The following is a 17,649-nucleotide window of genomic DNA, read 5'->3' as shown; positions in this document are numbered from 1 at the left end:
GCCTCTATTGGACAGGAACCGCCGCAACAGCGCTTTCCTCGACCGGTGTGGTGGCCTCGTTCGCCATACGGCTCAGCATGAGCGCGGCCTTCAAGGGATACAGCGTGCGCGCATCCCCCTCTGCCTTGTTGCTCACGATGGTGCCCGTTGACGACCCCATGCTGGCCGTGCGCACTGCATCGGGCCGATGAACCGGCACCATGAACGGCGAGTGCGTGGTGTAGATGATCTGGTTGCCGAAGTCCCGCTCGAAGTGCGCGAGCAAGTCGGCCTGCGAGCGCGCATGCAAGTGAAGTCCGGGCTCGTCCAGCAACAGGATGGCATCGCCTGCACGGCCGCCCTTCGTGTCCGCAAAGAAGGTGATGTAGAACGAGAAGAACCACTGGAAGCCACGGCTGCGCTCGTCGAGGTTCACTTCCACCTCATAGGTGTCGCCGGCGTCGGACACCAGCGTGTCCATGTACGGCCCGTCGACGTTGAAGCGCACCTTGAGTTCACGGTCCTTCCAGAGCCGGCGGATTTCGGAAGTGACGACGGCGCCCGCGCGGTTGACGAGCTGGTTGCGTGTGGCCAGGTCGTTCTTGTCGAGCAAGTCTTGCAGTTGCTGCGGATCGAGCCCCGCCACCTTGCACAGCTTTTCGAAGCCCTGCTGCTCAGGCGCCGCCTGGCCCCAGCCCTTGCGCACCAGGTAGTCGGCAGTGTTCTGGCGGCCTGGCAGCGACGGATATTCGTCCACGTAGATGAAGCGAGGCAGCTTTTCGAGCACCCACTGCTTCGCCTTCGCAAGCGCCGGCGTGTCGTTGGCAATCGCGCGGGCCATGTCCTCCAGTTCGACCAGCATCTGCTCCTGCTTGTCGCTGAGCTCGGCCTGCGCAACCGCCAGCGCCTTGCGCAGGGTTTGCAGGGCCTCGACCGCGCCTTCCGACCACCGGATGTAGTCGGGGCTCAGGATCATTGCGGCGTCGAAGGCCTCGGCCTCCTGCTCGAGCGTGGCCCTTGCTTCCTCGGCGACTTTCTCGGCCGCGGCCTTCACCGCGGGCACGATCTTGCGGACCTTGCCCTTGATGTCGGACACATCGAGCGACAGCTCCGCCAGGCCTTCGAGCCCCGTCCAGCGTGCGGTGCCGTAGCCCCGGCCCGCGGTGAAGTGGCGCACGTTGGCCGCGCGCGGAAGCATCTCCACCAATTCGGCACGCTCGCTGTCGTCGAGGGCCCAGCGTGTCGCAACGACCGGTGTGTCGGCTTGGCACTCTTCGAGGCGGCGGTGCCGCGGAAAATCCTTGATCGGGCTGAGCTCGGCAATGCCTTCGGCGGGGTTCAGGCTGTGCAGCGCGCGCAGCAGGTTCGACTTGCCGCTGTCGTTGCGGCCGAGGATCGCCGTGAGCTGCGTGGAATCGATGGAGCCGCTGTCGTTGATCGAGCGAAAGTTGGTGATCTGGAATGACGCCAAGCGCATGGAGGGGGGTTCTCATCGAATGAATGCAGGGCCGGGGAATGTATTGCATTCCCAGGCCCTTCCCGCCCATCCCGGAAGAAAAATCTACTCGGCCGCGCGCCGCAGCGTGTCCACCACCGGCCTGCGCAGCACGTCGCGCAAGCCCCACCATCCTGCGGCCAGCGCCAAGACCGCGCCCGCGAGCGCCCCTGCGATCGGCACCACGGGCGATGCGGTCCAGGTGAAGTCGAACACGTAGCGCGCCAGGCCCCAGCCGATGACCGATGCCACGATGCTCGCGAGGAAGCCGGCGAGCAGGCCGACACCGGCCAGTTCGGCGCGCTGCACCTGGCGCAGCAGGCTGGCGCGCGCACCCACGGCGCGCATCACGGCGAATTCGCGCGCACGCTCTTCGCGCGTGGCGGTGACGGCGGCAAACAGCACCACCAACCCCGCCGCGAGCGTGAAGCCGAACAGGAACTCGACCGCGCGGATCACCTGGTCGAGCACGCGCTGCACCTGGTTGATGGTGGCGCTCATGTCGACGTTGGTCACGTTGGGGTAGCTGCGCACCAGCGCGTTGTCGAAGCCCCGGGTTTCGGGCGCGCGGAAGGCGCCCATGTAGGTCACCGGTACATCGGGCAATGCGGCCACGGTGTACATCACGAAGAAGTTCGCATGCATCGAACCCCAGTCGACCTTGCGCAACGAGGTGATGCGCGCGTCGTTCTGCATGCCGCCGATGTCGAAGCGCAGCACGTCGCCGAGCTTGAGGCCGAGCGTTTCGGCCAAGCCTTCCTCCACGCTCACCTCGCCGGGTGCATCGGGCTTCCATGCACCCGCCACGATGCTGTTGTGTGCCGGCGCTTCCACGCTGTTGCTGAGGTTGAACTCGCGGTCCACCAGGCGCTTGGCGCGGTCTTCGATGTAGTCGTCGGGCGACACGGGCTTGTCGTTGACGGCCACCAGGCGGCCGCGAATCATCGGGTACCAGTCGAACTTCTTCACGCCGGCATCGCGCAATGACTTCTGGAACGCGGTGCTCTGGTCGGGCATGACGTTGATCACGAAACGGTTCGGCGCATCGGGCGGCGTGGCCTTGCGCCAGCTCGCGACGAGGTCGGTGCGCAGCAGCACCAGCAGCACCAGTGCAAGCAGGCCCACGGCCAGTGCGCTGACCTGCACCACGGCATAGGCCGGTCGCGCCGAGATCTGGCGCGTGGCCAGCACCAGCCAGCGCGGCGCGGTGGTTTCATTGACGCTGCGGCGCAGCACCTTCACCGCGAGCCAACTCAGCAGCGCGAACACGGCCACGGCGCCTGCAAAGCCGCCGACGGCGATCAGGCCCAGCTTCAAGTCGCTGCTGGCCGCGATCAGCAAGGCCGCGAAGCCGGCCACGCCGATGCCCAGCACCGCGAGCGACGCGGGCTTGAGCCCGCCGACGTCGCGCCGGATCACGCGCAGCGGAGGCACCTTGGCCAGTTGAAGCACGGGCGGCAGGCCGAAGGCGAACAGCAGCGTGAGCCCCATGCCCAGGCCGAACGCCACGGGCCACAAGGTGGCGGCGGGCAGCGCCGTTTCGACCAGCCCGGCAAGCAGCACCACGAACACGTAGTGCACGGCAAAGCCGATTGCCACGCCGAGGCTGCTGGCCACGACGCCGACGACGGCGAATTCGAACGAGTAGGCCATCGCGATGGTGCGCTGGCTCTGGCCGAGCACGCGCAGCATGGCGCAGTCGTCGAGATGGCTGGCCGCGAAGCCGCGTGCGGCCAGCGCCACGGCTACGGCCGACAGCAGCGCCGCGAGCAGCGCGACCAGGCTCAGGAATTTTTCGGCACGGTCCAGCGTCTGGCGCATTTCGGGGCGCCCGCCTTCGAAGGAGTCGAGCCGCACGCCGCGCAGTTCGCTCTTCTTGATCGTGGCCTCGGCCCAGTCGGAGAAACGCTTGACGGCTGCGTTTTCGCCGGCCACCGCATAGCGGTACCCGACACGGCTCGCGGGCTGCACGAGGCCGGTGCGCGGCACGTCGGCCTGGTTGAGCATCACGCGCGGCGAAAAACTCATGAAGCCTGCGCCCCGGTCGGGCTCGAGCGTGATCACGCGGCCGATGCGCAAACCGGTGTCGCCAAGAAGAAGCATGTCGCCCACCTTGAGCGCGAGCGAGTCGAGCAGCGAGGCATCGACCCACACTTCGCCCGCGGGCGGAATGTCGCGTGTGAGGGTGCCGGGTGCATCGGGGGCGTTCGCGGTTTGCAGGTTGCCGCGCAACGGGTAGCCCGCGGCCACGGCCTTGAGTGCCACCAGCTTGCTGGCGCCGCCCTGGGCGTCGTCGGCGCGCGCCATGGTCGGGAAGCCGTAGGTACCGCTGCCCTGGAGTCCGAACGCGCGAGCCTGCGCAATGAAGACTTCGGGCGTGGGGTTGTCGCTCACGATCACCGCGTCGCCGCCGAGCAGCTGCCGCGCATCGCGCTGCAGGCCGCCCTGCAATCGGTCGGCGAAGAAGCCGACGGCCGTGAGCGCGGCCACGGCCAGCAGCACGGCAACGATCAAGAGGCGCAGTTCGCCGGCACGCAAATCGCGCCAGAGGGTGCGCCAGCCAAGGCGAAGGGAGGCATTCATGGGCGAGACGATAGCCGACGCGCGCGCGCCGGCGCCTTTCAGGGGCTTAGCGCGAGGAGGGGAACAGCCCTCAGGCCGGACTGCGGCGTGCGAGTTCCGGCTGCAGCACCAGCCGATCGACGCCCGCATAGCAGACGAAGTGCCGGTTGGTCGCCCGGCCGATGGCGCACAGCCCGACGCGCGTGGCCACCTCGTGGCCCATCTGCGTGATGCCGCTGCGCGAAACCACGATGGGCACGCCCATCTGCGCCGACTTGATCACCATCTCGCTCGTGAGCCGGCCCGTGGTGTAGAAAACCCGGTCGCCTGCCAGCGTGGCCGGCGGCTGCATGGCGCACCAGCCCGCAATGGTGTCGATGGCGTTGTGGCGGCCCACGTCTTCGACGAAGCAGTGCATCGTGGCTTCGGTGCCGCCGGGCTCGAGCGTGAACAGCGCGCAGCCGTGCACCGAACCGGCCGACTTGTAGGTGCTCTCCTGGAGCCGGATCGCGTTGACCAGCGCGTAGAGCTGCGCCTGCGTCATGCGCGTGGGCGGCAACTCAAGACTGTCGATGTCGGCCATCAGGTCGCCGAACACGCTGCCCTGGCCGCAGCCGGTGGTCACCACCTTCTTGGCGGTTCGCTCTTCGATGCGGTCGATGCCGGCGTGCGTCTTGACGGCGGCGGCGCCCACTTCCCAGTCGACCGTGACCGATTCGACGTCGCTGGCCGTTTCGATCAGCCGCTGGTTCAGCAGGTAACCCAGCACCAGCAGTTCGGGCTGGGCGCCGAGCGTCATCAGCGTGACCAGCTCGCGCCGGTCCACATACACCGTGAGATCGCGCTCGGCCGGAATGGAAACCGTGCCATGCGCGCCATGCTCGTCGACGACCTCGACCTCCCGCGTGAGCGCGGCGCGGGCCTCGGTGAGACGCGGAAGCGGCAGCACCTGCAAACGCGTGGTCACTGCGCCTTGGGCGTGGGATTGACGGTGGCGGCCGGCTGAATGGTGCTGGGTGGCGACGCCGCCGTGGGGGCCGGCGAATGCGCGCCCGACACCTCGAGCGGTTTGGTTTCTGTCGGCGGCGTAAAGGCGAAGGGCCCCGGATCGGCGCAAGGCGGCGTTGCAGCGTCCGTAGCCACCGGCTTGCCTGCCGCGGCCGCGCTTGCGCGGTACTTCGCAGCCACGCGGTCCTGCGCCAGGCAGAGCTTGTATGCATCGACCTTGCCGCTCCAGGCGGTCTTGGCGGCGGTTTCGGCGGCCTTGGCCTTGGCTTCGGGCGTGGCGGACGGGGGCGGCAGCTTGGCCCATGCAATGGGTGCGGCCAGCGCGAGCACCAGCGCGAAAAGTTTCAACGACACAGACAGCTTCTTCATGAGGACGTTCCTTCAGCAGGCTGCGGCGCCCGCACTGCGACAGGTGCCGACGCATCGGCCGGAACCGTGCGCTGCGCGGGAATCTTGCCCGCGGCAATGTCGTCGTACCAGAGTTCGTGGTGTTCCTTGGCCCAGGTCTCGTCGACGTAGCCGGTGCGCATGGCCTTGTAGGCGCCCGTCATGCCCAGCGTGCCGATGTAGATGTGGCCCAGGATCATCGCCATCATCAGCAACGTTGCAACGCCGTGGACCATCTGCGCCACCTGCATCTCGCCGCGCGTGTAGACGAAGCCCGGCAGCAGCTTGTCGAGGAAGAGCCCCGAGCCGATGACGAAGAGCCCGAGAAACAGCACGCCGCCCCAGAACACCAGCTTCTCGCCTGCATTGAAGCGGTGCGACGGCACTTCCTTGCCGCCGAAGAGGCCGCCAAAACGCACCAGCCATTTCAGGTCCATTGCGCGCGGAATGTTGTCGCGAATGAACGTGAACACCATGAACACCGTCGTCACCACGAACAGCGGGCCAACGAAGTTATGGACATTCTTGAGCGCGTAGGCAATCCAGCCGAAGAGCGTCGCGCCCATCCACGGCATCAGGAAGAACTTGCCGAACGCCATCACGATGCCGGAAATGGCGAGCGTGACGAACGCAATGGCGTTCGACCAGTGCGCGGCCCGCTCGAACGGCGTGAAGCGCTCGATCTTGCGGCCGGTTTCCTGGCCGTGCAGCCGGATGGGCCCGCGCGTGAAATAGAAGATGGCCAGCGCCAGCAGCGTGACGAACAGCAGCGCGGCGCCGTAGGGAATGATCCAATCGTTGCGCACCTGGCGCCAGGCTTCGCCGGCATTGGTGAAGCGCGAACCGGGGTACTGCACGAACGGCTGGATCAGGTTGCCGGCCTCGGGCGCCTGGCTTTTCGGCAGGCTGCTGTAACCGGTCGCGCCCTGCCCCACCTGGCGCCACATCGGCGCATTGTTGCCGGGCTGCACCTTCATGCGCTCGCCATTGGTCTGGTTCGGATAGTTGGGGTCTGCGCTCGCTTCGGGCCTGACCTCGAAGATGTTCTGGCTGCGGATGCCGCCCGCGGCAGCTTCCGGCTTGGCCGCGACAGACGGCGCCGCGGGTGCGGCTGTCGTTCCCGGCGCGGCCGGCGGCTGCGCCTGCGCGAACACCGAACCCAGCGCGGCGGAAAGAACGAGAGCGGTCAGCGCTTGCTTCATTGGCTCTCCGTTCAGTTCTCTTTGTTGTATTCGTTCTGCCCGTTTTGCGTGCGGGTCTTGAGCTGCTGCTGCCAGGCGGTCTTGTCGCCGACCTTCCAGTCCGGCGCGGTGAACACCGTGCCGGCGTTCTCCTTGCTGCCGGTGCCGCTCCAGGGAACGGCGTCGTGCTTCACGCCCTGCGCGTTGGTCTGCGGCTTCTCGCCGCAGGCCGCGAGACACGTGGCGACCAGCGCAACGCCCAGAACGACGAGGCCCTGCCGCTTCACTTTTGCACCCCACCGGCCGGCGGTGTGCCGGCTTGCTGCGAGCCGTAGGCTGTGCCCCAGCCCCAGACTTCGGCACCCTTGCCGCGCTGGACGACGCGGGTGCGGAAGATGTCGGCCACCACGTCGCCGTCACCAGCGAGCAGCGCCTTGGTCGAGCACATCTCGGCGCAGGCCGGAAGCTTGCCCTCGGCGAGCCGGTTGCGGCCGTACTTTTCAAATTCGGCTTCGGAGCCGTTGGCCTCGGGGCCGCCGGCGCAGAAGGTGCACTTGTCCATCTTGCCGCGCACGCCGAAGGTGCCCTGCGACGGAAACTGCGGCGCGCCGAACGGGCAGGCATACGAGCAGTAGCCGCAGCCGATGCACACGTCCTTGTCGTGCAGCACCACGCCTTCGTCGGTGCGGTAGAAGCATTGCACCGGGCACACCGCCATGCAGGGCGCATCGGAGCAATGCATGCAGGCCACCGAGATCGACTTTTCGCCCGGCACCCCGTCGTTCAGCGTGACCACGCGGCGGCGGTTCACGCCCCACGGCACCTCGTTCTCGTTCTTGCAGGCCGTGACGCAGCCGTTGCATTCGATGCAGCGTTCCGAGTCGCAGACAAATTTCATTCGTGCCATGGTGCTTCCTTATGCCTTTTCCACATTGCAGACCGTGGTCTTGGTCTCTTGCATCATGGTCACGCTGTCGTATCCGTAGGTGGTGCCGGTGTTGATGGCCTCGCCGCGCACCACGGGGGCCGCGCCGGCTGGGTAGTAGCCGAGCATGTCGACGCCCTGCCAGTGGCCCGAGAAGTGGAACGGCATGAAGACCGTGTCGGGCCCGACACGCTCGGTGACCAGGGCCTGCACGTTGAGCTTTGCGCCCGTGGGCGTGTGCACCCAGGCGCGCTCGCCGTTGCGAATGCCCTTCTCGGCCGCGACCTTGGGGTTGATCTCGACGAACATCTCCTGCTGCAGTTCCGCGAGCCAGGGATTCGAACGGGTTTCCTCGCCGCCGCCTTCGTATTCGACCAGCCGGCCCGAGGTCATCACGTACGGGAATTTTTCGGCCACCTTGTCGGCGATGTTCTTCTGCTGCACGCTCTTGTAGAGCGTGGGCAGGCGCCAGAACGCCATCTTGTCGTCGTGCGTCGGGTACTTGGCCATCAGGTCCGGCCGGTTGCCGTACAGCGGTTCGCGGTGCTGCGGAATCGCGTCCGGGAAGTTCCAGACCAGCGCACGCGCCTTGGCATTGCCGAAGGGATGGCAGCCGTGGTTCTTCATGAACACGCGGATCATGCCGCCCGAGCTGTCGGTCTTCCAGTTCTTGCCCTCGGCCTTCGGTTTCTCGGCCTCGGTGAGCTCGTCCCACCAGCCCAGCTTCTTGAGCAGCACGTGGTCGAGCTCGGGGTAGCCGGTGGTGATATCGGCGCCGACCGAATGCGAGCCGTCCTCGGCCAGCAGGTTCTTGCCGTCGCGCTCCACGCCGAAGTTCGCGCGGAAATTGCCGCCGCCTTCCATCACGTGCTTGGACGTGTCGTACAGGTTGGGCGAGCCCGGGTGCTTGAGCTCGGGCGTGCCGTAGCAGGGCCACGGCAGGCCGAAGTAGTCGCCCGTGAGGTCGTAGCCGTTGACCTTGTCCTTCACGCCGGCCTTCACCTTGAGCGTTCGCACGTCGAAGGCGCCCATGTTGCGCATGTGCGCCTGCAGGCGCTCGGGGCTCTGGCCGGTGTAGCCGACGGCCCAGCAGGTCTTGTTGATTTCGCGCAGGATGTCGTCGGGCACGGGCTCGTCCATGCCCTTGACCTTCTGCATCTTGAAGTTCTTGCTGAGCTCCTTGCCGAAGCCCAGGCGATCGGCGAACTGCTGCATGATCATGTGGTCGCTGCGGCTTTCCCACAGCGGCTCGATCACTTTTTCGCGCCATTGGAGCGAGCGGTTCGACGCCGTGACGGAACCGCTGGTTTCGAACTGCGTGCACGCGGGCAGCAGGTAGACGGCGCGGTTCTTGTTGAGGTCGTCCGGGTTGCCGGGCATGGCCGCCATGGCCGCCGTGGCCGACGGGTACGGGTCGACCACCACGAGCAGGTCGAGCTTGTCCATGGCGCGCTTCATCTCGAGGCCGCGCGTCTGCGAGTTGGGCGCATGGCCCCAATAGAACACGCCGCGCAGGTTCGAGTCCTGGTCGATCAGCTCGTTCTTCTCGAGCACGCCGTCGATCCAGCGCGACACGGTGATGCCGGGCTTGCTCATCATCGCGGGCGATGCGAAGCGGCCCTTGATCCATTCGTAGTCGACGCCCCACGTGGCCGCAAAGTGCTTCCACGAGCCTTCGACGATGCCGTAGTAGCCGGGCAGCGAGTCGGGGTTCGGGCCCACGTCGGTGGCGCCCTGCACGTTGTCGTGGCCGCGGAAGATGTTGGTGCCGCCGCCCGACTTGCCCACGTTGCCGAGCGCAAGCTGCAGGATGCACGAGGCGCGCACGATGGCGTTGCCGATGGTGTGCTGCGTCTGGCCCATGCACCACACGACGGTGCCGGGGCGGTTCTCGTTGAGCCAGGTCGCTACCTTGAGCACCTGCGCCTCTTTCACGCCGCAGGCCTCCTCGACCTTGTCGGGCGTCCACTTGGCCAGCACCTCTTCGCGCACCTTGTCCATGCCGAAGACGCGGTCGTTGATGTACTGCTTGTCTTCCCAGCCATTCTTGAAGATGTGGTGCAGGATGCCGAACAGGAAGGCGATGTCCGAGCCCGAGCGGATGCGCACGTACTCGTCGGCCTTGGCCGCGGTGCGGGTGAAACGCGGATCGACCACGATCATCTTGCAGCCGTGCTCCTTGGCATGGAGCATGTGCAGCATGCTGACGGGATGCGCCTCGGCGGCGTTGGAGCCGATGTACATCGCCACCTTGGAGCCGCGCATGTCGTTGTACGAATTGGTCATGGCGCCGTAGCCCCATGTGTTCGCCACGCCCGCAACGGTCGTCGAATGGCAGATGCGCGCCTGGTGGTCGCAGTTGTTGCTGCCCCAGAAGCTCACGAACTTGCGCATCAGGTACGACTGCTCGTTGCTGTGCTTGGAGGAGCCGATCCAATAGACCGAATCGGGTCCGCTCGCCTGTCGCAGGTCCTTCAGCTTGGCGGTGATCTCGTCGAGCGCCGTGTCCCAGCTGATGCGCTCGTACTTGCCGTTGACCAGCTTCATCGGATAGCGCAACCGGTACTCGCCGTGGCCGTGCTCGCGCAGCGCGGCGCCCTTGGCGCAATGCGCACCGAGGTTGATGGGCGAATCGAACACCGGCTCCTGGCGCACCCACACGCCGTTCTCGACCACCGCATCGGAGGCGCAGCCGACCGAGCAGTGGGAACACACGGTCCGCTTGATTTCAACCTTGCCGGCACCGATGGCGGCGGGCCGTCCGTTGCCTGCCGCCTCGGCCTTGCGCATCAGCGTGAGTTGGCCGGCGGCCAGTCCCACGCCGACGCCGAGCCCGGAGCGGCGAAGGAAGGCGCGCCGGTCCATGGTGGGCAGCGCGCCGGAAAGGCCGCGCCGCAGGCTGTGAATGAACGCAGAAGAAGATTCGCGTTCCCCTGGCCGCGAGACACTGTTCGCGGGGGTCGTTTTCTTGGTCAGCAACATCGTGGATGTCCGCTTCAGGCCGAAGCGGTCTTGTAGTAGCGCTTGACGTGTTCGCTGAGCGAATAGCCGCCGCCGTTTTCAGGCGCGGGCTTCAGCGCGGGAGCGGCAGCCAGGGCGGCTGCGGGGGCTTCGGCGACCTTGGGGAGCACCGAAACCGCGGCGACCGCGGCACCGGCGCTGGCGGCACCGAGAAAGAAACCTCGACGCGAGGCCGGCTTGGTGCCGGCCGCTTGGCTGTCCTGCATGTGATCTCCAGGAGTGGCTGGGGGCAAATCGGATGTGAACTGATCTTTGTACATCTGGATACTAGTCTAGACCCTTAGTTCGCACAATCGAACTTTCCCTGTGAAACGCCCAATCAGCCGAGCATGTCGAAGCCCTGGACTTCGATCTCGGCGAAAGCGCAAGTAAAAGCAGCCAGCGACGCATAGAAATGCGCCTTCGGATGTTGCGCCACCGCATCGCAGAGCGTCGGCAGCCATGGCTGCAGGTGCGTGGCGAAAAAGGCCTGCTGCTGCGCGAGGTTGGACACCTCCGCGTCGTCACCGGCAATAAGGTAGCGCATCACCTCGAACAGGCAGGCCACATGGTCTTCGCTTTCGGACACGGCCTCGTCCCGCGCGAGCCCCAGCCGCGCCAGGTCGGTGCGCAGTTGTGCCAGCGGCTTGTCGTTGAGAAAACCGCTCAGGTAGTGCGACCCGAACAGGTAGATCTCGGGCTTGCCCATGCCGCCGAACAGCGCGTCGTATTCGGCATGCAGCGCGGCCGCATCGGTGCCGCGCGCTACGCCGACCAGCTGGCGCCAGGGCTCCTCCAGGAAAGCGCCGGCGGCCGGCGCCTCGGTGGGCGCCACGCTGAAGGCGCCGAGCAATTCGGCGTCGGGCGCGGCATACCAGAGGCGCGCGAGCAGGCCGTAGACCTCGGCACGCGCAATTTCCTCGTCGAGCGCCGAGGAGATTGGATAACCTTCGTGCTTCGCACTGCGGTGCGAGCTCGTTTGGGGCGGCCCGGCACTACGCTCAGGAGGAAACTGGCTCATAGCTGTGTGATCTTCATTTCGTTCTGCGCGCTGTACAGGTCGATCACCCGGCAGTCGCTGCACATCTTGAGCCGCTCGAGCGCTTCGCCCTGAAACATGGCGTGCCCCGCCAGCTTGCCGAGCATCGCCTCGATGGCTTTCTGCGTTCCGAAGGGCTTGCTGCAGCGGATGCAGGCCCAGGGCTTGGCCTCGTTGAGCACCACGGGCTGCTTGCGCTCGGGCGCGGCGAGCAGGCGCGGCACCAGCGCAATCGCGTTCTCGGGGCAAGTGGTTTCGCACAACCCGCACTGCACGCAGTTCTTTTCGATGAAGCGCAGCTGCGGCGCGTTCTGGTTGTCCTGCAGCGCGCTGGCGGGGCAGGCGCTCACGCAGGCCAGGCACAGCGTGCAGCTGTCCTTGTTGACGGTGACCGCGCCAAAGGGCGAGCCGGCGGGCAGCGGAATTTCAAGCGGTGCGGCGGCATCGTTCGACGGCGCCGATAGCACGGGCGCCTGCGCCATCAGGTGGTCGAGCGTCATCTCGAGCGTGCCGCGCTTCTCGCCGCCGACAGCAAATCGCGCCGCGGTGGCCGGCACACGCTGGCGCGTGGTGCGCAGCCCGGCCAGCGCTGCATCGAGCATGGCTGGGGTGGAGGCCTCGATCAGGTGGAAATGCGTCCCGGTGTAGCCGAGGCCCGTGAGCAGCGCCTGCGCAACGGCCATCTGCTTCTTCAGCGCCTCGAGGTACTGCGGCGCTTCCTCGCCGGTGGAGAGCACCGCCACCTGCGAGGCGCCGAAGGCGATGGCACTGAGCCAGAGATCGATGCCGGTGCTCGCGACATGCATCAGCGCCACCGGCAGCACATGCGCAGGCACGCCGCCCACGCCATCGCGCTTGCCGCGGCCCAGCTGCGCCGCGCGGCCGAGCTGCTCGACGAGCGCCTGCCCGCCCTCTTCGTTGTGCAGCAGCACCGCGGCATCGCGGCCGCCGGCTCCTGTGTAGGTGGACAGCAGCGTGCGCAGCTTGCGGCCCTGGTCGGGCGCGCGCGGATAGGTGTAGCCCAGCGCGCCGGTCGGGCATACGGTGGTGCAGGCGCCGCAACCGACGCAAAGCTGCGGATTGACGACGATGCGCTGGCGTTCCTTGTCGCTCGAGATGGCGTGCGCCGAGCACACCTCGACGCAGGCGTTGCAGCCCACCACCTCATTGCGGCTGTGGGCGCAGAGCTTCTGCTTGTAGTCGAAGAACTTGGGCTTCTCGAACTCGCCCACCATCTCGCGCAGGCGCAGCAGGGTCGAAAGACCCTCGGCATGTGCGAGTCCGCCGGCGAGGTGGAAATATCCCTGCGGCGGCGCATGCCAGTCGATCAGCGCGCTGGCGCCCAGGTCGAGCACCAGGTCGAACTCGGCATCGAGTGCCTCGGGCGCGCGGCTGAAGTTGATGGCGCCGGCCACGCTGCACGCCTTTTCGCAGTCGCGGTGCGAAGTGCACTTCGCGAGGTCGATCTGGTAGTCGAGCCCGATGGCCTGCTCAGGGCAGGCAGCGATGCAGGCGTTGCAGCGCGTACACAGGTCGAGGTCGATGGCGTTGTCGCGCGTCCACCGCAGCGAGAACGCACCGAGCCAGCCTTTGAGCGATTCGACGCGCCCCGCCATCACGGGCCAGCGGCGTTCCTGCCCGCCGCCTGTGGCGCCCGGACCGGTGGAAAAGATGGAGACCTGCAGCGAATCCGCCACCAGCGCCGCGGCCTTCTCGGCCTGGTCGAGCGGACCGACGATCAGGAGCCGGCCCTGGCTCGTGTAGCTCACCGTCGAGACCGGATCGGGCTCGGGCAGGTGGGCCAGCGCCAGCAAGGCGGCGATCTTGGGGCTGGCATTCTTGGCGTCGCGGCTCCAGCCGCCGGTTTCGCGAATGTTCACGAAGCGGATCGGCGAAGTCGCGCCTTCGGTCTGCTCGGCCAGCTCGGTGAACAGCCGGCGCTCCTGCGTGCAGGCGACCACCACGTCGTCGCCCGACCGGATGGCGCGCTGGAAAGCGGGCGCCTCGCGGCGGCACAGGGTGGAGTGAAGGGGCAGCGACTCAGCCAGCGCCGCGCCGAGCGTCTTCGGCTCGAGCGGCATTGTCTGGTTGCAGTCGCAGATCAGCGTGGTGGTCATCGGTCTTCTGGCTTGCGGGTTGCGCATTTGCAACCTGCTGGCTGGGGAGGAGATCCTCCGGAGGCTCGGACTGTGCCACGTCCGGCGGCACGTCGTCTTGCGGGGTTTCCGCGGGTTCTTCGATTTTGTGCGCCTGCTCTTCTTCCTCGTGCTCGAACAGCTTGAGGAACTTGGCGCTCGCCATCTGGCGCAGCACGCTGTCCGGAATAGGCGTCGACTGGGAATAGTCGTCGATGTAAGTATCCATGCCGTCCATCACGTTGAACTGTGGATCGGCAAAAAGCTTCTTGAAGGCGGTGTTCTTCACCTCGGGCGCGACGTTCCTGCCAACGAAGGGGCGGAAGTCGGACTCGGGCGTGAGTGCCTCGGCGTCAGCCAGCGTGGGCTGCGGAATTTCTTCCTGCCCTTCGGTGGGAAGGCTGGCTATCAGGTCGTAGGCCGCAGGCAGGGACGCTGCGGTTTCGGCGCGCGCACCGGCCGGCTTTTCCACCTCTTCCACAGCCGGAGGAGGCGGCACCTCTTCGCGCGCTTCCTTCTTGCGCCGCGACCACCGGTCGAAGAAATTCTCAGACATCGCCCGCTCCGCGTCCGCGCTTTTTCTCGGTCGATACGCTGGCCGCGTTGCCGAAACGGTCGACAAGCGGGCGGAAACTCTCGGGCCGCTTGCGGCGCTTGGGCTCGATCACGTAATGCGCCTGCACGAAGTCGCGCATCCACTCGATCACCTCTTCGGGCGCGGGCACCTGCTCGACCGTTTCCTGCGCGTCGAGCCAGCGACCGGCTTCGTTGTAGCTGAGGCTCACCACCACCGGCCGCGCCAGCGGCTCGTCGGCAATGGTGGGCTCTTCTTCCATGCGCCACAGCACGAACCAGCACGGCGCGGGTGTGGTGGCGTTCAGGTGATAACCCTCGACGTCGTCGCGGAACAGTTCGGTCTTGAAGCCCGGATGCAGCCAGCGCTGCGCGCTCTCGCCCGTTTCGAGCAGGCGCGGCTCGGTGCCGAAACCGGGCTGGTCGGGGGCGACGCTCTCGAGAATCCAGCGCCAGGATTGCCAGCGGCTGTCGACGCGTTCGCGGCGCATCACGACGGCAACGTCAATGGAAGGATTCATCCGCCGATCGTAGCGCCGCGGCATGGCGCTTCTGGTTTGAGGGTCATCCGCGGCGGCCGGCCGGCTTTGCGTTGCTCAGGCGCCCGGCGCGCCGTGCATCAGCAGGCCGCGCAGCTTGCGGTGCAGGGGCGTGGCTTCGGCGGCCGGCACACCGCCCGCCTCGCGCAGCGCAATGTCGCGGCTTTCGGCGTTGTGCAGATCGATCTCGCGCACCACGCGCCCCTTGTCGTAGACGAAGGCGACGTCGGCCAGGGCGAGCACGTCTTCGATGTCGTGCGTGATCATCAGCACCGGAATGCCCCACTGGCGGCGCACCTGGGCCAGTTCGTTGCGCAACTCGCTGCGCAGCATAGGGTTGAGCGCGGCAAAGGGTTCGTCGAGCAGCAGCACCTGCGGCTGGCAGGCGAGCGCGCGGGCCAGCGCCACCCGCTGCTGCTGGCCACCCGAGAGCTTCTGTGGCCGGCTGTCAGCCAGAGCGGCCAAGCCGAAACCTTCAAGCAGCGACTGCACCATCTCCGCCTCGCGCGGCGGCAGCTTGCGCCGGTGCCACGCCGTCAGGCCGAAGGCGACGTTCTCGCGCACCGACAGGTGCGGAAACAGCGCGTAGTTCTGGAACAGGTAGCCGATGCGCCGCTCCGGCGTGGGCACCTCGATGCCGCGCGCGGAGTCGTAGAGCGTGCGGCCGTCGAGCCGCACATGCCCTTCGGACGGCCGCAGCAGCCCCGCAATGGCTTGCAAGGTGAGCGTCTTGCCGGCGCCCGAGGGACCGTAGAGCACGGCAAAAGGCACATCGGTCGCGAAGCGTGCCGCCAGGTCGAAGCGGCGCGTGCCGTCGGTGACCGTGAGCTTCAGGTCGACGTCGATCATGGCCTGGTGAACCCGTAGCGTGCGAAGACTTCGCGCGCGGCATCGCTGGAAAGAAAGGCGACGAAGTCTTTGCCCAGCGGCTTCTGCCTGCTGTCGGCGACCACGGCGGCGGGGTAGGTCACCGGCGTGTGGCCTGCGGGCGCGAACGCGGTCTTGACCTTGTCGCCCGCCATGGCCGCATCGGTGCGGTAGACGAAACCCGCCTCGACCTCGCCGCGAGCGACGTAGTCGAGCACCTGGCGCACGCTGTCGGCCTGCACGAACTTCGGCTCGAGCACGCTCCAGAGCCCTGCCCCCTCCAGCACCTGCCGCGTGTAGCGGCCCACCGGCACCGTGGCCGTCTTTCCGATCGCGATTTTTCGGACGCCCGCGCCGGCAAGGTCCTGCAGCGATTTCACGCCGGCCGCATCCCTGAGCGGCTCGATCAGCACCAGGCTGTTGCCGGCGAAATTGCGGCGCGTGTCCGCATCGACGAGCTTCTGCCCCACCGCGCGGTCCATGGTTTCCTGGTCCGCGCTCGCGAACACGTCGACCGGCGCGCCCTGGGCGATCTGCTGCAACAGCACGCCCGAGGCCGCGAAATTGAAGCGCACCGTGGCGCCCGGCTTGGCCGCTTCGAACCTGGGCCCCAGCTCCTTGAACGCGTCCGTCAGGCTGGCTGCGGCGGACACGGTGATCTGCTGCGCCACCGCGGCCAGCGGCAGTGCCATGGCCAAGAGAAGAGAAAGGAGTCGGAGCGGGCGCATGTGTGGTTTCCGGATCGGGCGATGGTCCGCTCAGCGCAGCGAGAAGAACCGGTTCGACAGCACCAGCACGGTGATCGACAGTAGCGAAGTCACCGCTACCAGCAGCAATGCCAGGTCGTCGTTGCCGGATTGCGCGGCGTCGTAGATGGCCATCGACAGGGTCTGGGTCTGCTTGGGAATGGACCCCGCCACCATGAGCGAGGCGCCGAATTCGCCCATGGCGCGCGCAAACGCGAGCAGCGTGCCGGCCAGGATGCCGGGCCAGGCCAGCGGCAGCGTGACGCGCAGGAAGACGGAAAACGGCGACTGGCGCAGCGTGCTGGCGGCGGCTTCGAGCGAGCGGTCCACGCCCGCGAAGGCGGCGCTGGCCGACTTCAGCACCAGCGGCAGCGCCACCACGGCAGACGCCACGACGGCGCCATGCCAGCTGAAGATGATGCTGTAGTCGAGGTGATCGCGCAGCCAGCTGCCCAGAGGGCTGTGGCGCCCCGCCGCCACCAGGATGGCGTAGCCGATGACCGTGGGCGGCAGCACCAGCGGCAGCATGCACACGGCTTCGAGCACCGAGCGCCCCGGAAAACGCTTGCGCGCGAACACCCAGCCCAGCGCCACGCCGGCAATGAGCGCCAGCAGGGTCGCGACGGTGGCCACCTTGAGCGACAGCACCAGCGGGAACCAGTCGGCCGAGGCGATGAGGGAGTTCGTCGTATTCATGAAGATACAACGTGATTGTTGCACGAACGCCCCTTCCCCCTCGACCGGGCCTCCGTGGCAGGTGCGGGAAGACGGCGCCGATATCCCTCCGGATACAGCGCGGGAGATGAATCAGGGCGCCAGCAGGCGCGTCAGCGCGCGGACGTCCGCCGCCGTGGCCAGGCGTGCGGCATTCTCGATAGCCCGGTAGTGCTTGACGATTTCCTCACCCACGGGCGTGAGCGCGGTGCCGCCGCCGCGCGAGCCGCCGGCCGCGGTATTCACGGCCGGGGAACTCAGGGCGTTGTTCATCTCGTCGATGAGCATCCAGGCGCGCCGGTACGACATGCCCAGTTGGCGTGCCGCGGCGGAGATCGAGCCGGTCTGCGCCACGGCTTCCAGCACGTCGATCTTGCCGGGGCCGAAGGCGATGCTGTCGTCCCTGTAGATGCGCAGGCGGAACTGGACTCTGGTTTTCATGCCGGTGGTGATGGGAAGCGGTGCGGAAGCTTGGCGCCAAGGTTAAACCATGGCCGCA

Annotated in this window: 17 protein-coding genes; all 17 read right to left on the bottom strand. The window is 67.1% G+C overall.

Annotated features, from left to right (window positions below; translation table 11 throughout):
• Positions 1-4: 4 nt before the first annotated feature.
• The 17 genes from QFZ42_RS02960 to QFZ42_RS02880 all read right to left on the bottom strand — a co-directional run bounded on the left by QFZ42_RS02960 (position 5) and on the right by QFZ42_RS02880 (position 17,591).
• Positions 5-1,456 carry an AAA family ATPase gene (locus tag QFZ42_RS02960; RefSeq protein ID WP_307699514.1) on the bottom strand — a complete coding sequence of 484 codons (1,452 nt, stop codon included), beginning with the start codon at positions 1,454-1,456 and terminating at the stop codon, positions 5-7.
• Between the two features lie 84 nt (positions 1,457-1,540).
• Positions 1,541-4,057: an ABC transporter permease gene (locus QFZ42_RS02955; protein ID WP_307699513.1), complete on the bottom strand. Its 2,517-nt coding sequence runs from the start codon at positions 4,055-4,057 to the stop codon at positions 1,541-1,543.
• Positions 4,058-4,127: 70 nt separating this feature from the next.
• Positions 4,128-5,003: a formate dehydrogenase accessory sulfurtransferase FdhD gene (locus QFZ42_RS02950; protein WP_307699512.1), complete on the bottom strand. Its 876-nt coding sequence runs from the start codon at positions 5,001-5,003 to the stop codon at positions 4,128-4,130.
• Positions 5,000-5,413: a hypothetical protein gene (locus QFZ42_RS02945; RefSeq protein ID WP_307699511.1), complete on the bottom strand. Its 414-nt coding sequence runs from the start codon at positions 5,411-5,413 to the stop codon at positions 5,000-5,002. Before QFZ42_RS02945 ends, QFZ42_RS02950 begins: the two co-directional genes overlap by 4 nt.
• Entirely contained in the window at positions 5,410-6,633 is a 1,224-nt protein-coding gene (locus QFZ42_RS02940) for a formate dehydrogenase subunit gamma (RefSeq protein WP_307699510.1), read from the bottom strand. The genes QFZ42_RS02945 and QFZ42_RS02940 overlap by 4 nt, the downstream gene beginning before the upstream one ends.
• A gap of 11 nt (positions 6,634-6,644) precedes the next feature.
• A complete protein-coding gene (locus QFZ42_RS02935) occupies positions 6,645-6,899 on the bottom strand; it encodes a hypothetical protein (protein ID WP_307699509.1) in 255 nt (84 codons plus the stop codon).
• Entirely contained in the window at positions 6,896-7,519 is a 624-nt protein-coding gene (fdh3B, locus tag QFZ42_RS02930) for a formate dehydrogenase FDH3 subunit beta (protein WP_307699508.1), read from the bottom strand. The genes QFZ42_RS02935 and fdh3B overlap by 4 nt, the downstream gene beginning before the upstream one ends.
• A gap of 9 nt (positions 7,520-7,528) precedes the next feature.
• On the bottom strand, positions 7,529-10,519 hold the full coding sequence (locus tag QFZ42_RS02925) for a formate dehydrogenase subunit alpha (RefSeq protein ID WP_307699507.1): 2,991 nt from the start codon (positions 10,517-10,519) through the stop codon (positions 7,529-7,531).
• A 14-nt stretch (positions 10,520-10,533) separates the two neighbouring features.
• Complete coding sequence (locus QFZ42_RS02920) at positions 10,534-10,764, bottom strand: formate dehydrogenase (RefSeq protein WP_307699506.1); 231 nt, start codon at positions 10,762-10,764, stop codon at positions 10,534-10,536.
• A 113-nt stretch (positions 10,765-10,877) separates the two neighbouring features.
• Positions 10,878-11,558 carry a TorD/DmsD family molecular chaperone gene (locus QFZ42_RS02915; protein WP_307699505.1) on the bottom strand — a complete coding sequence of 227 codons (681 nt, stop codon included), beginning with the start codon at positions 11,556-11,558 and terminating at the stop codon, positions 10,878-10,880.
• Positions 11,555-13,693 (bottom strand): 4Fe-4S dicluster domain-containing protein, encoded by a 2,139-nt coding sequence (locus tag QFZ42_RS02910; RefSeq protein ID WP_307699504.1) that lies wholly within the window; start codon positions 13,691-13,693, stop codon positions 11,555-11,557. The genes QFZ42_RS02915 and QFZ42_RS02910 overlap by 4 nt, the downstream gene beginning before the upstream one ends.
• A complete protein-coding gene (locus QFZ42_RS02905) occupies positions 13,617-14,267 on the bottom strand; it encodes a DUF3306 domain-containing protein (protein ID WP_307699503.1) in 651 nt (216 codons plus the stop codon). Before QFZ42_RS02905 ends, QFZ42_RS02910 begins: the two co-directional genes overlap by 77 nt.
• Entirely contained in the window at positions 14,260-14,829 is a 570-nt protein-coding gene (locus tag QFZ42_RS02900) for a DUF3305 domain-containing protein (protein WP_307699502.1), read from the bottom strand. The genes QFZ42_RS02905 and QFZ42_RS02900 overlap by 8 nt, the downstream gene beginning before the upstream one ends.
• A gap of 51 nt (positions 14,830-14,880) precedes the next feature.
• Positions 14,881-15,672, bottom strand: a complete 792-nt coding sequence (locus QFZ42_RS02895) for an ABC transporter ATP-binding protein (protein WP_307699501.1) — start codon at positions 15,670-15,672, stop codon at positions 14,881-14,883.
• Complete coding sequence (gene modA, locus QFZ42_RS02890; RefSeq protein ID WP_307699500.1) at positions 15,669-16,418, bottom strand: molybdate ABC transporter substrate-binding protein; 750 nt, start codon at positions 16,416-16,418, stop codon at positions 15,669-15,671. The genes QFZ42_RS02895 and modA overlap by 4 nt, the downstream gene beginning before the upstream one ends.
• A gap of 30 nt (positions 16,419-16,448) precedes the next feature.
• Positions 16,449-17,132 carry a molybdate ABC transporter permease subunit gene (modB, locus tag QFZ42_RS02885; protein WP_307699499.1) on the bottom strand — a complete coding sequence of 228 codons (684 nt, stop codon included), beginning with the start codon at positions 17,130-17,132 and terminating at the stop codon, positions 16,449-16,451.
• Between the two features lie 111 nt (positions 17,133-17,243).
• Positions 17,244-17,591: a winged helix-turn-helix domain-containing protein gene (locus tag QFZ42_RS02880; protein ID WP_307699498.1), complete on the bottom strand. Its 348-nt coding sequence runs from the start codon at positions 17,589-17,591 to the stop codon at positions 17,244-17,246.
• Between the last annotated feature and the right edge of the window lie 58 nt (positions 17,592-17,649).

Source organism: Variovorax paradoxus, assembly GCF_030815855.1.
GTDB lineage: Bacteria > Pseudomonadota > Gammaproteobacteria > Burkholderiales > Burkholderiaceae_C > Variovorax > Variovorax paradoxus_M.
The sequence above is the reverse complement of the archived record's forward strand: the minus strand, read 5'-3'. Positions and strand labels throughout refer to the sequence as shown.

Coding starts and splice junctions, on each gene's coding strand:
- QFZ42_RS02910 (WP_307699504.1), bottom strand. CDS start 13,693: ATGACCACCACGCTGATCTGCGACTGCAACCAGACAATGCCGCTCGAG.
- QFZ42_RS02955 (WP_307699513.1), bottom strand. CDS start 4,057: ATGAATGCCTCCCTTCGCCTTGGCTGGCGCACCCTCTGGCGCGATTTG.
- QFZ42_RS02920 (WP_307699506.1), bottom strand. CDS start 10,764: ATGCAGGACAGCCAAGCGGCCGGCACCAAGCCGGCCTCGCGTCGAGGT.
- modB (WP_307699499.1), bottom strand. CDS start 17,132: ATGAATACGACGAACTCCCTCATCGCCTCGGCCGACTGGTTCCCGCTG.
- QFZ42_RS02925 (WP_307699507.1), bottom strand. CDS start 10,519: ATGTTGCTGACCAAGAAAACGACCCCCGCGAACAGTGTCTCGCGGCCA.
- fdh3B (WP_307699508.1), bottom strand. CDS start 7,519: ATGGCACGAATGAAATTTGTCTGCGACTCGGAACGCTGCATCGAATGC.
- QFZ42_RS02915 (WP_307699505.1), bottom strand. CDS start 11,558: ATGAGCCAGTTTCCTCCTGAGCGTAGTGCCGGGCCGCCCCAAACGAGC.
- QFZ42_RS02960 (WP_307699514.1), bottom strand. CDS start 1,456: ATGCGCTTGGCGTCATTCCAGATCACCAACTTTCGCTCGATCAACGAC.
- QFZ42_RS02945 (WP_307699511.1), bottom strand. CDS start 5,413: ATGAAGAAGCTGTCTGTGTCGTTGAAACTTTTCGCGCTGGTGCTCGCG.
- QFZ42_RS02900 (WP_307699502.1), bottom strand. CDS start 14,829: ATGCCGCGGCGCTACGATCGGCGGATGAATCCTTCCATTGACGTTGCC.
- QFZ42_RS02880 (WP_307699498.1), bottom strand. CDS start 17,591: ATGAAAACCAGAGTCCAGTTCCGCCTGCGCATCTACAGGGACGACAGC.
- modA (WP_307699500.1), bottom strand. CDS start 16,418: ATGCGCCCGCTCCGACTCCTTTCTCTTCTCTTGGCCATGGCACTGCCG.
- QFZ42_RS02895 (WP_307699501.1), bottom strand. CDS start 15,672: ATGATCGACGTCGACCTGAAGCTCACGGTCACCGACGGCACGCGCCGC.
- QFZ42_RS02940 (WP_307699510.1), bottom strand. CDS start 6,633: ATGAAGCAAGCGCTGACCGCTCTCGTTCTTTCCGCCGCGCTGGGTTCG.
- QFZ42_RS02905 (WP_307699503.1), bottom strand. CDS start 14,267: ATGTCTGAGAATTTCTTCGACCGGTGGTCGCGGCGCAAGAAGGAAGCG.